Below are 14774 nucleotides of genomic sequence, written 5' to 3' on the forward strand. Positions count from 1 at the left end.
CGCGCGGCGCGAAGCTGCCCCGGGCGGGAACCGATCCCGCCACGCCGTGCTAGGATGAAAACATCGAAACCTTTGCGAAAAGGAGCGAGGCCATGGAGGACGTCACCTACACCAAAGGGCTCTACACGGCCACCGCGTCGATAAGAGAAGTCGCACATGACGCCTGGCAAGGTGTCGTCACCCTCGCGCGCGACGAAGGCGAACCCAGCGCCGATCAGGAAACCACGCTCTACGAAGTCGACTCGACGTCGTCGACGCCGGGAGAAGCGCTCGAAGAAGCCAAAGCGCTCGCACATCGTATCCTCGGGGAAATCGAACTGTAGGCCGAACCAAGGGGCAGCGCGTCGCGCGTCCTCGCGCATCGGCGCGCCGCTGCCGGACCGGCCGGCTGGAGGCGATCATGGCTGAACAGCTGTTCCAATACGGCGTGTATTCGATTCACGTTCGTCCGCTCGAACTCAGTGGCGCGCGCTGGGACGCGGAATACGAAATCCGTCATCGCGAGAAGGCCGTCAAGGCGTGGACCACGGTCGGCGGCGACGCGGGTTATGCCGAGCAGGCCGAAGCGGTGGAAAGTGCGCATCGGCAGGCGGTCGACGATATCGAGCATGGCGCGGGAATTCCGAAGCCGCACGTGTTTCCGTGACGGCGGATGGGTGGGTGTGGCGCGCGGCTGCGCCCGACCCGCTCGCCGCGCGTGATGCGACCTGACCCAGCCTGAATTCCGGGACGCGCCCGAAAGCATTTCAACGACGGCATGGCGCAACCTCGCACCCTGGCGATACATCGCGCCGCGCTGCCTTCGCACCGCGCGGAAACTCGCGCAGCGCGCCATGCTACGCTGTCCACGTCTTCATTCCCACGAGCGCGTGATGGCAAGCGAACCGTCAGACCGTTTTTCCACGCTCGGCGACACCGACGCGAGGCGCCGCGCGCGCGGCAGTCGCGAAATGCGTCTCGACGATCGCGTGGTGATCGCGCACGGCATGCCGACGCCGCTGTGGCAAGACCTGTATCACCGGGCGCTCGGCGTGCGCTGGCCGGGGTTCTTCGTGTCGCTCGCGCTGCTGTTCCTGCTGCTCAACATCGTGTTCGCCATGCTCTACATGCTCGGCGACGCTCCGATCGCGAATCAGTTTCCGAAGGGCTTCGCCGGCGCGTTCTTCTTTAGCGTCGAAACCCTCGCGACGGTCGGCTACGGCGACATGCATCCGCAAACCGTCTACGCGCACTGGATCGCGACGCTCGAAATCTTCATCGGCATGTCGAGCATCGCGTTGGCGACCGGGCTGATCTTCGCGCGCTTTTCGCGGCCGCACGCGAAGATCATGTTCGCGCGCTACGCGGTGATCCGGCCGATCGACGGCCGCATGACGTTGATGGTGCGTTCGGCCAACGCGCGTCAGAACGTGATCGCCGAGGCACGCGCGCGGCTGCGCATCATGCGTCTGGAGACCTCGATCGAAGGCTTTACGCTGCGCAAGCTCTACGACCTCGCGCTGGTGCGCGACCAGCACCCGGTCTTCAAGCTCGGCTGGACGCTGATGCACATCATCGACGAAGCGAGCCCGCTGTTCGGCGAAAACGCCGAATCGTTGAAAGGCCGCGACGTGTCGCTGCTGCTCACGCTCGAAGGCATCGACGAATCGACGTCGCAAACCATGCAGGCGCGCCACATGTGGACCTGCGACCAGATCGTCTGGCAGCACCGGTTCGTCGACATCATGAGTGAGCGCGACGGCGTGAGCCACATCGACTACGCGCACTTCGACGAAATCGTGCCGCTCGATGCGGCACCGCTCCAACCGGACATCGCGGCGAACACGGCGCAATAGCAATAGCCATCGTCCCATTCGCCGCCTCACGATCCCCCAGGGCATACCCGAAGCGCGCCGCCGCGTGGCAAATCCGGCTCAAAAGCGGGCCGAAACGCGCGACTCGTCGCGCCCATTCGCGCACGCCCGATTAAAGAAGAAATAATTCACTCTCACGAGCGCTAAAAAATAGAGTCTCTTTCGCTGCGCGGCATCCGTGACCCCACCGCCCGCGCGCGAAGCCAGAACCTTGGAGACTCCCCCATGACCGCTCGCCTGCCCATCGACGGCACGCCCGCACTCGCCGACTACAAGCTTTCCGACAATCTCACCGCGACGCGCGGCCGGATCTTTCTGACCGGCACGCAGGCGCTCGTGCGCCTCGCGCTGATGCAGCGCGCGCTCGACAAGACCCGCAACCTGAACACGGCCGGCTTCATCAGCGGCTATCGCGGCTCGCCGCTCGGCATGGTCGATCAGCAGTTGTGGAAGGCGAAAAAACTGCTCGCCGCGAGCGACATCCGCTTTCTGCCCGCGATCAACGAAGAACTCGGCGGCACCGCCGTGCTCGGCACGCAACGCGTCGAAGCCGATCCCGAGCGCACCGTCGATGGCGTATTCGCGATGTGGTACGGCAAAGGCCCGGGCGTCGACCGCGCGGGCGATGCCTTGAAGCACGGCAACGCGTACGGCTCGTCGCCGCACGGCGGCGTGCTGGTAGTCGCGGGCGACGATCACGGCTGCGTGTCGTCGTCGATGCCGCATCAGAGCGACTTCGCGTTGATCGGCTGGCACATGCCGGTCGTGAATCCGTCGAACATCGCGGACATGCTCGAATTCGGCCTGTATGGCTGGGCGTTGTCGCGCTTCTCCGGTGCGTGGGTCGGCTACAAGGCCATTTCGGAGACCGTCGAATCGGGCTCGACCGTCGATCTCGACGCGCTGCAAACCGAATGGACACCGCCACCGGAATTCGAAGCACCAGCCGGCGGTCTGCACAACCGCTGGCCCGATCTGCCGAGCCTGACGATCGAAGCGCGTCTGCACGCGAAGCTCGACGCGGTGCGCCATTTTGCGCGCATGAACAGCATCGACAAATGGATCGCGCCGAGCCCGCACGCCAATGTCGGCATCGTCACCTGCGGCAAGGCGCATCTCGATCTGATGGAAGCGCTGCGCCGGCTCGATCTGACGGTCGCCGATCTCGACGCGGCCGGCGTGCGCATCTACAAGGTCGGGCTGTCGTTTCCGCTGGAGATGACGCGCATCGACGCGTTCGTGTCGGGTCTGTCCGAAGTGCTCGTGATCGAAGAGAAAGGCCCGGTCATCGAGCAACAGATCAAGGACTATCTGTACAACCGCACACAAGGCACACGGCCGGTCGTGGTCGGCAAGCACGCCGAAGATGGCACGTTGCTGCTGTCGTCGCTCGGCGAATTGCGGCCGTCGCGCATTCTCCCGGTGTTCGCGAACTGGCTCGCGAAGCACAAGCCGGCGCTCGATCGCCGTGAACGCGTCGTCGATCTGGTCGCGCCGCAGATCCTGTCGAATGCGGCGGACAGCGTGAAGCGCACGCCGTACTTCTGCTCCGGCTGCCCGCACAACACGTCGACGAAAGTGCCGGACGGCTCGATCGCGCAGGCAGGCATCGGCTGTCATTTCATGGCGTCGTGGATGGAGCGCGACACGACCGGGCTGATTCAGATGGGCGGCGAAGGCGTCGACTGGGCCGCGCATTCGATGTTCACGAAAACCCGCCACGTATTCCAGAATCTCGGCGACGGCACCTACTTTCACTCCGGCATTCTCGCGATCCGCCAGGCGGTCGCCGCGAACGCGACGATCACCTACAAGATCCTCTATAACGACGCGGTCGCGATGACGGGCGGCCAGCCGGTCGACGGCAGCATCTCGGTGCCGCAGATCGCGCGACAGGTCGAAGCCGAGGGCGTGTCGCGCTTCGTCGTGGTCAGCGACGAGCCGGAGAAATACGACGGCCATCACGGCCAGTTTCCGCAGGGCACGACGTTTCACCATCGCAGCGAGATGGACGCGGTGCAGCGCCAGTTGCGCGACACCGACGGCGTGACCGTGCTGATCTACGACCAGACCTGCGCGGCCGAAAAACGCCGGCGCCGCAAGAAGGGCGAATTCCCCGACCCGAACAAACGGCTCTTCATCAACGAGGAAGTCTGCGAAGGCTGCGGCGATTGCGGCGTGCAGTCGAACTGTTTGTCGGTGGAACCGGTGGAAACCGCGCTCGGTCGCAAGCGCCGCATCGATCAGTCGTCGTGCAACAAGGACTATTCGTGCGTGAACGGCTTTTGCCCGAGCTTCGTCACCATCGAAGGCGGTACGCTGAAAAAAGCCGCGGGCGACGCGTTCGATCCTCAGACGCTCGCCACGCACGTCGACGCGTTGCCGATTCCCGCGACGCAACTCGATGCCGCGCCGTACGACATCCTCATCACGGGCGTCGGCGGCACCGGCGTCGTGACGGTCGGCGCCTTGATCAGCATGGCCGCGCACCTCGAAGGCAAGAGCGCGTCGGTGCTCGACTTCATGGGCTTCGCGCAGAAGGGCGGCGCGGTGCTGTCGTTCGTGCGCTTTGCCGCCCGCGACGAATGGCTGAACCAGGTCCGCATCGACACGCAGCAGGCCGACGTGCTGCTCGCCTGTGACATGGTGGTCGGCGCGAGTGCCGATGCACTGCAGACGGTGCGACATGGCCGCACGCGCATCGTCGTCAACACGCATGCGATTCCGAACGCGAGCTTCGTGCAGAACCCGGATGCGACGCTGCATGCCGACGCGCTGATCGACAAGATGCGTCACGCGGCCGGCGAAGAGCGTATGTCGACGTGCGACGCGCAAGCGCTCGCAACGCGTTTTCTCGGCGATACGATCGGCGCGAACATTCTGATGCTCGGCTTCGCGTGGCAGCTCGGTCTCGTGCCGGTGTCGTTCGCCGCGATGATGCGCGCAATCGAACTGAACAACGTCGCCGTGCAGATGAACCAGCTCGCGTTCTCGATCGGGCGCATGGCCGCGGCTGATCCCGCCGCGCTCGAATCGCTGTGGCAGTCGCGTCATGCACCGAAGCCGAGCGTGCGGGTCGATACGCTCGACGAGCTGATCGCCCATCGCGAAGCACGGCTGCTCGCGTATGGCGGCGCGGCTTATGTGACGCGATATCGCTCGCTCGTCGATGCAGCACGGCGCGCGGAAACCGCCGTCGATGCGGCGAGCGAGCGCGTGACGCGCGCGGTCGCGAGCACGTTCTACCGGCTGCTCGCGGTAAAGGATGAATACGAAGTTGCGCGTCTGCATACGGATACCGCGTTCCGCGATGCGCTCGAAGCGCAGTTCGAGGGCGTCGCCGGCAAGGACTTCACGATCCGCTTCAACCTCGCGCCGCCGACGCTCACGCGCGCGCAGCCCGGCGCCGCGCCGACGAAGAAAACCTATGGTCAGTGGATGTGGCCCGTGCTCGGCCTGCTCGCGAAATGGCGCGGTCTGCGTGGCTCTGCGCTCGATCCGTTCGGCCGCACGCTCGAGCGCAAGATGGAGCGCGAGCTCGCGAGCGATTACGAAGCCACGCTGCACCGTGCGCTAGCGAAACTCGACGCGGGCCATCTCGACGACGTCGCGAAACTCGCTGAGCTGCATGCGCGCGTGCGCGGGTATGGGCACGTGAAGCTGGCGAATCTGGCGGGGGTCAAGCGTGGTGAGCGTGACCTCGCCGCGCGCCTCGGCATCGATGCGGCGACGGGTGTCGCGGTGAAGAAGTCGCTCGAGGAGATGAAGGGCGCCGGGCAGTTGCGCGGCATTCCGGTGGTGGTCGCGAAGTAAGTGGTTCGTTGCGCTGCTCACCGTTGCATTGCGTCGAGCAGCGCCCTCACCTGCATCACCTTCGCCGGATCGACTGGCGCGAGTCCGTTACCGTTCACGCGCACGCCGGAGCCGAAATGCACGGCCTCGACGTGCGTTTTGCTCACGAACTCCGCGACCGCATCGACCGTCAAGCCGGCACCGGCGAGCACGGTGCAATGCGAGCCGGCAGCCTGCCGCAGCAGTTCGCCGATCGTCGCTTGCGCCCGCAGCACCGACGGCTGTCCGCCCGACGTCAGCACATTCGTCACCGCCTCGAAACCGAGCAATACGTCGAGCGCTTCGCGCAGATCGCGCGCCTCGTCGAACGCGCGATGGAACGTGATCGCGAGTCCATCGGCAGCTTCGCACGCGCGCGCGAGACCTTCGCGGTCGATCGCCCGCTCGGCATCGAGCATGCCGATCACGATGCCGTTCGCGCCGGCCGCCTTGACGGCCCGGATGTCGCGCAGCATCACCGCGTAGTCGTCGGCGTCGTAGACGAACGCGCGGCTATGCGGCCGCACGATCACGTTCACGGGTACGCCGGCTGCCCGGACGCTGACCGCTGAAACCACCGCCTCGATCAACCCCACACTCGGCGTCAATCCGCCCTCGCCCATCGCGGTCACGAGTTCGAGACGGTCGGCACCAGCCTGCGCGGCAGCGCGCGCATCGGCGACGGTCGTGGCAATCACTTCGAGCAGCACGGACATGAGCGCAACCTGGTGTCGTTGAAAACGACATCATGTCAGATGCGCGCGTCGCGTTCGTCTTCGACCCAGTCGATATCGCCGCACAGCACGCAGGTCTCGCTGCCGACGCGCGTCGCCACCGACAGCGTCACGCACGGCAACGCCTCGTTGATCGACAGGTACGGCCGCGTCACGTGTACCCGCTCCGGCGCATTGATCGCGACGCTGAAGTACGGACGACGCAGCCAGTTCGCGCCCTGCGCGTCGGCGAGCGGCAGAAAGCGGGTTTCGTGCGCCGCGCGATCGGCGCGCAGCACGACGTTGCGGCCGGCCTGGCGCCCCTTCGCGTCGAGCAGAAAACAGCGCGCCACGTGATCGAGCGCGAGGAAATTCCAGCACACCTCGTCGAGCGGCTCACCGGCGGCGAGACGCTCCGCGGCGCGCTCGAACGCGCGCAGATAAGGCGCGAGCCGACTTGCGCTGCGCCGCTCGCGAGCCTCGGCCTGCTCACGATAACGCTCGGTGACTTCGCCGATGCAAACCGCCGCGTGGATCGGATCGGCAACACCCGGATTCGGCCGGCCAAAGAAAAAGCCCTGCACGAAGTCGGCATTGCAGGCGAGCGCCATCTGCGCTTCGTGCTCGGTTTCGATGCCCTCGATCAGCACGAGCTTGCCCGCTTCATGCAGCATCGCCACGAGCCCCGGCAGGATCGTCGCCATGTCGGCGCGATGCGCGGCATGCGACAGCATGACGCGGTCGAGCTTCACGATGTCGGGATTCAGTTGCCAGATCCGCTCGATGTTCGAATGGCCGGCGCCGAAATCATCGAGCGCGATCAGGAAGCCGCGCTCGCGAAACTCGCGCACCGCGTCGGCGAGTCGATCGAGATCTTCGGCGCTCTGCTCGAGCACTTCGAGCACGACGCGCCGCGGCGACAGATCGAGCCGCCGCAGATTGGCGAGCAAAGCGGCCGCGAGATACGGGTCGGTCAGCACGCCCGGGTGCACGTTCAGGAACAACCATTCGCGCTCGGCGCCGAGCACCTTGAAGTTCTCCAGATGCAGCGTCTGCGCCAGCCGGTCGATCTGCAGCGCGTCGCCGAGGCGCGCGGCCTCGCCGAACACATCGAGCGGCGACACCGCGCGATCGAGCGCGTCGTGCGCGCGCAGCAAGCCCTCATAGCCGACCGCGCGCAGGTGCGACAGACTGAAAATCGGCTGGAACACGCTGGTAAGCGTCAGTTCGCCGTGCTGCACCGAATAGCGTTGAAGGCCCGAGCTCACCTCGACCTCGAAGCCGTGCGGCACGCTCGCCGCCCTGTCCTGTTGCGCAATCGTCATGCAATCCTCTCACGCGAGAGCCGGCCGGTCCGAACGCGACCGGCAACGAGCTCTCAAAATGTGCGTCATCGTTACCGGTTAAGCAAGGTCCATGCGCACGCTGGCGCACACTGCGCTGTAACTCGGCCGAAACATTGCACCGGCGACAGCGCTCGTGCGCCGCCGGTGGGCGTCGCGCGCACCGTTGCGGTGCACCGATTCGCAGGCCGCGTCGCGGCGAAGCTCGCGGCAACGGCGCGCGCCGCCGGGCTACACTCGACCCTGCGCATCGCGCCCTCTCCCGGGACAACCCCTGCATCCCCCGAAACAACACGATGGAAATTGTCTTTACCGTCCTGATCCTGCTACTCGCGGTCGCCGCGTCCGGCATGCTGACCCGCGCGCTGCCGTTCAAGCTGCCGCTGCCGCTCGTGCAGATCGCGATCGGCGCGATGCTCGCGTGGCCGCGCCTCGAATTGCACGTCGCGTTCGATCCGGAAATCTTCATGCTGCTGTTCATTCCGCCGCTGCTGTTCGCGGACGGCTGGCGCATCCCGAAGCGCGAGTTCTTCATGGCGCGCCGCGCGATCCTGATGCTCGCGCTAGGCCTCGTGTTCATGACGGTGCTGGTGGTCGGTCACTTCGTGCACGCGCTGGTGCCGCAGATCTCGCTGCCGGTCGCATTCGCGCTCGCCGCCGTGTTGTCGCCGACCGACGCGGTCGCGCTGTCCGGCATCGCCGGCAAGGGCAAGATTCCGGTCCAGCTGATGCATATCCTCGAAGGCGAGGCGCTGATGAACGACGCGTCAGGCCTCGTCGCGCTGAAGTTCGCGATCGCCGCCGCGCTGACCGGCGCGTTCTCGCTGCGTGACGCGTCGGTGAGCTTCGTGATCATCGCGGTGGGCGGCCTCGCGGTCGGCGCGGCGGTGAGCGCGGTGTTCAGCTTCGTGTCCGCGCGCTTCCTGAATCTCACCGAAGAAGGCGATCCCGCGCCGGGCGTCGTGATGACCCTGCTGATCCCGTTCGCCGCCTATCTGACCGCCGAGCGCTTCGAGCTGTCGGGCGTTCTCGCCGCGGTCTCCGCCGGCATGATGATGAACTACGCGAGCATCACGGAAAAATGGCAGGTCGCCTCGCGCGTGCGGGCCTCGAGCACGTGGACGATGATCGAGTTCGTGTTCAACGGCATGGTGTTCATCATGCTCGGCCTGCAGTTTCCGCGCATCCTCGGCCGCGCGCTGCTCGACGCGCACGAAACCAACGACGCGCAGGTCGCGCTGCTGATCGGCTATATCGTTGCGGTGGCGCTCGCGCTGTACGCGATGCGCTTCGCGTGGGTGTGGCTGCTGCGCTGGTTCGCGAGCCGCGGCGCGACAAAGCACGGCGTCGCGAACGCAGTGCCCGGGTTGCGCATGGTGTCGGTGACGACGGTGGCCGGCGTGCGCGGCGCGGTGACGCTCGCGGGCGTGCTGTCGCTGCCGGAGGTGCTGCCGAACGGCACGCCGCTGCCGGGACGCGATCTCGCGATCTTCATCGCGTCGGGGGTGATCCTGGTGTCGCTGCTGGTGGCGGTGGCCGGGTTGCCGCTGCTGCTGCGCGGCTGGCGGCGCGGCAAGGACCCGCATGCCGCCGAGGAAGCACTCGCGCGTACGCTCGCCGCGCAGTCGGCGATTCGCGCGATCGATCATCTGCACGACACGGAATGCGCGGACCTCGAGGAATCGGCTCAGGCGTACGCGACCGATGTAACCGCGCGGGTAATGGACCTGTACCGCCGCCGCCTCGCGACGCTCGACGACGAACAGGCGCCACGCGAACTCGCGCGCCGTGCCGATGCCCTCGAATTCCGCATGAAGCTCGCGGCGATGCGCGCCGAGCGCAAGACGCTGCTCGACCTGCGCGACACCCAGCGCATCAACGACGAGACGCTGTACAAGCTGATGCGCGAGGTGGATCTGTCGGAAACGGCGCTGACCGCGCGCAAAAGGTAGGAGTTGGCTGCCGCATCGGCATCGGCACCGGCGCTTGCAATGCCAGTGCCGATAAAAGACGCTCAGGCCACCGGCCCTTGCGTCGGCTTTCTTCTCAGCAGCGCGTACAGGATGATCGCGCCGAACGTCGCGGTGCCGATGCCACCGAGCCCGAAGCTGCCGAGCTTCAGCGAGAAGTCGCCGGCGCCGAGCACGAGCGTGACGGCCGCGACGATCAGATTGCGGTTGTCGGAGAAGTCGACCTTGTTGACGACCCAGATGCGCGCGCCCGTCACCGCGATCAGCCCGAATACGACGATCGACACACCGCCCAGCACCGGTCCCGGAATCGTCTGGATCACCGCGCCGAACTTCGGCGAAAAGCCGAGCACGAGGGCGATCAACGCGGCGATCACGAACACCAGCGTCGAATAGATCTTCGTGACCGCCATCACGCCGATGTTCTCCGCGTACGTGGTCACGCCGGTACCGCCCGCGAAGCCGGACACGACCGTCGCGAGCGCATCGCCGAGAAACGCGCGGCCGATATAGCGGTCGAGGTTCTGGCCCGTCATCGCGCTGACGGCCTTGATGTGGCCGAGGTTTTCGGCGACGAGGATCACCGCGATCGGCGCGAGCAGCGTCATCGCGTGCGGGTCGAACACCGGCGACATGAAGTGCGGCATGCCGAACCACGCGGCGTTCGCGACGATCGAGAAATCGATCGGCTTGCCCATGCCGAGGCCGTTCGTGACGATCGCGTAAATGACGTAGGCGAGCAGCAGGCCGACCAGGATCAGCAGACGCTGGAGCATGCCGCGCGTGAACACCGCGACCGCGCCGACACACAGCACCGTGACGAGCGCCATCCACGACTCGAAATTGCTTCCGCTCACGCCATGCACGGCGATCGGCGCGAGGTTCAGACCGATCACGCAGACGATCGCGCCGGTCACGACCGGCGGCATCAGCGTTTCGATCCAGCCCGTGCCGACCGCCGCCACGATCAGGCCGATCACCCCGTACGCGACGCCGCACGCGATGATGCCGCCCAACGCGACCGCAATATTCGGGTTCGCGCCGTGTCCGCCGTAGCCGGTCACCGCGATCACGAGGCCGATGAACGCAAAGCTCGAACCGAGATAGCTCGGCACGCGCCCGCCGACGAGCACGAAGAACAGCAGCGTGCCGATCCCCGACATGAAGATGGCCAGGTTCGGATCGAAGCCCATCAGCAGCGGCGCGAGCACGGTCGAGCCGAACATCGCGACGACGTGCTGGACGCCCATCGCGAACATCTGCGGCCACCCGAGCCGTTCGTCGATGCCGACGATGCCGCCTTCGGCGCCGGCAGGCTGGCGGCGCCAGCGCGGGAAATAGGATGCGGCCATCGCGGGGATTCTCCTCTGGGTCGGCGTGGTGTGTGCCGATCACGCGCTGCGGCGTGGGTCCGGCAAAAGTTACGCGCGAGTTTACGGAGAGCAATAAGGGCTGGCAAGCGGGCCGACAAGTGGCTCGGGAAACGAGCCCTGGAAGCGCGTCAATTCGCCCGGCGCGGGTCGGGGTCCGGCGTCACCGCGGCGCCGTCCCGCGAGGAGTGGTCCGTCGGCGCGCCGTACAGCATCACCCGATTGCGGCCGGCATCCTTCGCGCGATACAGCGCTTCGTCGGCGGCGTCGACGAGCGCGCGGCTCGTCGCGAGCGCCGCGCCCTGCGCGGTCGCAGCGCCTGCGCTCACCGTCAGCACGTGATGCGTGCTGGCCACATGGCGGCATTGCAGCGCCTGCACCGCCGCGCGGATCTGCTCGGCGATCCGCTGCGCGCCCGTCGCGTCGGTGTCCGGCAGCAGCACCGCGAACTCCTCGCCGCCGAAGCGCGCGGCCGTATCGCCCGGACGTCGCACGTTCTGCGCGATACAGCGCGCGACGCCGATCAGCGCTTCGTCGCCGGCCGAATGGCCGTACAGGTCGTTGAAGCCCTTGAAGTTGTCGACATCGATCAGCAGCAGCGACAGCGGCCGGCCGGTGCGCTGCGCGCGTCGCCATTCGTCGTTCACGTGCTCCTCGAAGGCGCGGCGGTTGTTCAGGCCGGTCAGCCCGTCCGTGCGCGCCAGTTCGCGCAACTCTTCCTCGGCCGCGCGGCGCAGACGCAACTGGCGTGAGAACAGGATCGCGAGCGCGATGATCGTCACGTCGAGCGCGCCGATCAGCGTGCCGATGATCCATGCGCGCCGCCGCCACTCGACGTAGACGTCGCGCGTCGAGAGCGCGACGTCGAGGATCAGCGGAAAGCCGTCGATATGGCGGAACGCATACCAGCGCTCGACGCGATCGATCGCCGCCGTGCCGAAGAAGTCGCCGCTCGGCTGCTTGATGAAGCGCGAGAAGTTGGCCGAGCCGGTCAGGTTGATGCCGATCGTTTTCGAATCGTAAGGACGGCGCATCAACATCGTGCCGTCGCTGAGCATCAATGCCATCGAGCCGCTCGGCCCGAGCTTCATGCCGTCGAACAGCCGATGGAAATACGTGAGGCGCAGCGTGCCGACCACCACGCCGCCGAAGCTGCCGTCCGGCCTCGAGATGCGCCGGCTCAGCGCGATGCGCAGGTCGTCGTCGGTGCCGCTCGGACTGAACGGATGGCTGATGTACAGGCCGACGTCGGGTGAAGCGCGCTGCGCCTTGAAGTAATCGCGGTCCGCATGGTTACTTGCGCGCGGCGGCCACGCGCGTGAATCGAAGCGCACGTTGCCGTTCTCGTCGAGCACGAATACCGAGCCCATGTCCTTTGCGCTGATCGAGCCGTCGAACAGCACCATCTGGCGGATCTCCGGCGGCAGATCGAGCACGCCCGGCTGCTTCAGTCCGTCGATCGCCGCGCGCAGCGACAGGTCGTAGATCTCGAGATTGCGCGACACGTCGCGCTGGACCAGCAGGGATATGTTGGCGATGGAGTCCTGCGCGCGCCGCAACGCATCTTCGCGCATCTGTGCGAGCAGCGACACGGCAATCGCGAGGATCGCGCCAGCCAGCAAGACACTGATCGCAATCACGTTGTTGGGTCGGCGCGTCACCATGCGTTTTTGGTTCTGACATGCGCTGAAAGTCGCGCGTGAAGAAGCGGCCGCGTCTCGGCAATCACCGTCAAAAACGCGACCTACGAAAACGTGAGCGTAGCAGACATGGCACGCAGGCAAACGTTTGCGTAGCCGGGTTTTTGCCCGCATGCACCAGAACGGCACGCCAGAAGTCCCGTCCGGCGGGGGTTGCGCCCGATCGCCAGATTATCCAGGCGCCGTCCAAATATTCGGATAGCAAATGCGAATTGGCTGGATAGTTGGCCTCGCCACTTGGGTATTCAATCGAGCCTGTCACGTTCAAACGATTGGACACAAGGAGAGAGAGACATCATGAGCGAGAAGCGCAGCGCCTCGGAATGGCGCGAATTCGTCAGCGGCTGTCTGGACTTCCGCCCCGCGGAAGGCGTGTACCGGATTGCCCGCGAAATGTTCACGGAGCCCGAGCTGTTCTCGCTCGAGATGGAGCACATCTTCGAGAAGGCCTGGACCTATGCGTGCCACGAAAGCGAGATCCCCAACAAGAACGATTTCCTGACGATGCGCGCGGGCCGCCAGCCGCTGATCATCTCGCGCGACGGCGCCGGCAACCTGAACGCGATGATCAACGCGTGCCAGCACCGCGGTGCGACACTCACGCGTATGACCAAGGGCAACCAGTCGACCTTCACGTGTCCGTTCCATGCATGGTGCTACAAGAACGACGGCCGGCTCGTGAAGGTGAAGGCGCCGGGCGAATACTGCGACGACTTCGACAAGTCGGTGCGCGGCCTGAAGAAAGCGCGCATCGCGAGCTACAAGGGCTTCGTGTTCGTGAGCCTCGACGTCGACGGCATCGACACGCTCGAAGACTATCTCGGCGACGCGCGCATCTTCTTCGACATGATGGTCGCGCAGTCGCCGACCGGCGAGCTCGAAGTGCTGCCCGGCAAGTCGACCTACACGTTCGACGGCAACTGGAAGCTGCAGAACGAGAACGGTCTCGACGGCTATCACGTGAGCACCGTGCACTACAACTACGTGGCGACCGTGCAGCACCGCATCGAGGCGAATGCGAAGAAAGGGGATAACCCCAGCGGCACGCTCGACTACAGCAAGCTCGGCGCGGGCGACAGCGAAACCGACGACGGCTGGTTCGCGTTCAGGAATGGCCACAGCGTGCTGTTCAGCGACATGCCGAATCCGCAAGTGCGTCCCGGCTACGAGAGCGTGATGCCGCGGCTCGTCGAAGCCTATGGCGAGGACAAGGCCGAATGGATGATGCACCGGCTGCGCAATCTGAATGTCTACCCGAGCCTGTTCTTCATGGACCAGATCAGCTCGCAGCTGCGCATCGTGCGGCCGGTCGCGTGGAACAAGACCGAGGTCATCAGCCAGTGCATCGGCGTGAAGGGCGAATCGGCGAAGGATCGCGAGAACCGCATCCGTCAGTTCGAAGACTTCTTCAACGTGTCCGTCGGACAAGTGGCTGTGGTGTCCAATGAGCTGAGCGGATGGAACATCGCGCGAGCCGTTGCAATGATTCGTCCGCGCGAAGCAGAGTTGTCTCGTTGGATTTCGTTAGTGCTTCGTGCACCGCAGGCTCAATATCAGCTTGGCGTTGCGGCAAACACTACGGTGCAAACGACCATTAACCTCAAAGACCTGCGCGAGCTAGCGATTCCATTGCCCAACAGGAAGGAGCGTAATGCAATCGCCCATATCCTCGGCGCTTTGGATGACAAGATAGAACTAAACCGGCGCATGAACGCAACGCTGGAGGCGATGGCTCGAACTTTGTTCAAGGCTTGGTTTGTGGACTTCGGGCCTGTGCGCGCAAAGATCGACGGACGCTGGCAACACCGCGTGGGGGCTGCTCAACGCCGTGACCGAATACGTCGACCATCACCGCCGCGCACGCAGTGACGACCACCGTCGTGATGCCGCGTGGTTCGGGCAAGGCGCAGCAATCAAACAGAAAGCTTGGGATGAAGCGCTCAAGCTTGTCGTTTGAGCCAGGCTACACCTGCGCTCCCTCACCCTCGGCCCGG

The 14774-nt window shown here is 65.6% G+C and carries 10 protein-coding genes and 1 pseudogene; 7 read left to right on the top strand and 4 right to left on the bottom strand.

The features are described 5' to 3' along the window. The first annotated feature begins 92 nt into the window (after window positions 1-92). The 4 genes from OKW39_RS10890 (at window position 93) to OKW39_RS10905 (ending at window position 5666) form a co-directional block, all read left to right on the top strand. On the top strand, window positions 93-323 hold the full coding sequence (locus OKW39_RS10890) for a hypothetical protein (RefSeq protein ID WP_018419210.1): 231 nt from the start codon (window positions 93-95) through the stop codon (window positions 321-323). 77 nt (window positions 324-400) lie between these two features. Next, window positions 401-646, top strand: coding sequence for a hypothetical protein (locus OKW39_RS10895; RefSeq protein ID WP_184051250.1), 246 nt, complete (start codon window positions 401-403; stop codon window positions 644-646). Between the two features lie 226 nt (window positions 647-872). Then, window positions 873-1835 carry an ion channel gene (locus OKW39_RS10900; RefSeq protein ID WP_090802736.1) on the top strand — a complete coding sequence of 321 codons (963 nt, stop codon included), beginning with the start codon at window positions 873-875 and terminating at the stop codon, window positions 1833-1835. 243 nt (window positions 1836-2078) lie between these two features. Next, complete coding sequence (locus tag OKW39_RS10905) at window positions 2079-5666, top strand: indolepyruvate ferredoxin oxidoreductase family protein (protein ID WP_429562645.1); 3588 nt, start codon at window positions 2079-2081, stop codon at window positions 5664-5666. A 17-nt stretch (window positions 5667-5683) separates the two neighbouring features. Here OKW39_RS10905 and OKW39_RS10910 read toward each other — a convergent pair whose 3' ends face one another. Together OKW39_RS10910 and OKW39_RS10915 are read right to left on the bottom strand one after the other, a co-directional pair. Further along, entirely contained in the window at window positions 5684-6400 is a 717-nt protein-coding gene (locus tag OKW39_RS10910) for a copper homeostasis protein CutC (protein ID WP_429562646.1), read from the bottom strand. A 35-nt stretch (window positions 6401-6435) separates the two neighbouring features. Next, window positions 6436-7722: an EAL domain-containing protein gene (locus tag OKW39_RS10915; protein ID WP_090802732.1), complete on the bottom strand. Its 1287-nt coding sequence runs from the start codon at window positions 7720-7722 to the stop codon at window positions 6436-6438. Window positions 7723-8036: 314 nt separating this feature from the next. Here OKW39_RS10915 and OKW39_RS10920 point away from each other — a divergent pair, with 314 nt between their 5' ends. Beyond that, window positions 8037-9692: a Na+/H+ antiporter gene (locus OKW39_RS10920; protein ID WP_429335636.1), complete on the top strand. Its 1656-nt coding sequence runs from the start codon at window positions 8037-8039 to the stop codon at window positions 9690-9692. A 62-nt stretch (window positions 9693-9754) separates the two neighbouring features. Here the strand turns inward: OKW39_RS10920 and OKW39_RS10925 are convergent, their stop codons facing one another. After that, window positions 9755-11062, bottom strand: a complete 1308-nt coding sequence (locus OKW39_RS10925) for a solute carrier family 23 protein (protein ID WP_090802728.1) — start codon at window positions 11060-11062, stop codon at window positions 9755-9757. A gap of 149 nt (window positions 11063-11211) precedes the next feature. Then, window positions 11212-12744, bottom strand: a complete 1533-nt coding sequence (locus OKW39_RS10930; RefSeq protein WP_429562647.1) for a sensor domain-containing diguanylate cyclase — start codon at window positions 12742-12744, stop codon at window positions 11212-11214. 333 nt (window positions 12745-13077) lie between these two features. Here OKW39_RS10930 and antA point away from each other — a divergent pair, with 333 nt between their 5' ends. Beyond that, the gene (gene antA / locus OKW39_RS10935; RefSeq protein ID WP_429562648.1) at window positions 13078-14649 is read left to right on the top strand and encodes an anthranilate 1,2-dioxygenase large subunit; all 1572 of its coding nucleotides are present in this window, start codon (window positions 13078-13080) and stop codon (window positions 14647-14649) included. After that, a pseudogene (locus OKW39_RS10940) lies at window positions 14576-14737 on the top strand (DUF932 domain-containing protein); the annotation flags it as partial. The gene antA and the pseudogene OKW39_RS10940, both read left to right, overlap by 74 nt. Window positions 14738-14774: the final 37 nt, after the last annotated feature.

This window comes from Paraburkholderia sp. MM6662-R1 (assembly GCF_050436245.1).
Taxonomy (GTDB): domain Bacteria; phylum Pseudomonadota; class Gammaproteobacteria; order Burkholderiales; family Burkholderiaceae; genus Paraburkholderia; species Paraburkholderia tuberum.

Coding starts and splice junctions, on each gene's coding strand:
- OKW39_RS10890 (WP_018419210.1), top strand. CDS start 93: ATGGAGGACGTCACCTACACCAAAGGGCTCTACACGGCCACCGCGTCG.
- OKW39_RS10895 (WP_184051250.1), top strand. CDS start 401: ATGGCTGAACAGCTGTTCCAATACGGCGTGTATTCGATTCACGTTCGT.
- OKW39_RS10900 (WP_090802736.1), top strand. CDS start 873: ATGGCAAGCGAACCGTCAGACCGTTTTTCCACGCTCGGCGACACCGAC.
- OKW39_RS10905 (WP_429562645.1), top strand. CDS start 2,079: ATGACCGCTCGCCTGCCCATCGACGGCACGCCCGCACTCGCCGACTAC.
- OKW39_RS10910 (WP_429562646.1), bottom strand. CDS start 6,400: ATGTCCGTGCTGCTCGAAGTGATTGCCACGACCGTCGCCGATGCGCGC.
- OKW39_RS10915 (WP_090802732.1), bottom strand. CDS start 7,722: ATGACGATTGCGCAACAGGACAGGGCGGCGAGCGTGCCGCACGGCTTC.
- OKW39_RS10920 (WP_429335636.1), top strand. CDS start 8,037: ATGGAAATTGTCTTTACCGTCCTGATCCTGCTACTCGCGGTCGCCGCG.
- OKW39_RS10925 (WP_090802728.1), bottom strand. CDS start 11,062: ATGGCCGCATCCTATTTCCCGCGCTGGCGCCGCCAGCCTGCCGGCGCC.
- OKW39_RS10930 (WP_429562647.1), bottom strand. CDS start 12,744: ATGGTGACGCGCCGACCCAACAACGTGATTGCGATCAGTGTCTTGCTG.
- antA (WP_429562648.1), top strand. CDS start 13,078: ATGAGCGAGAAGCGCAGCGCCTCGGAATGGCGCGAATTCGTCAGCGGC.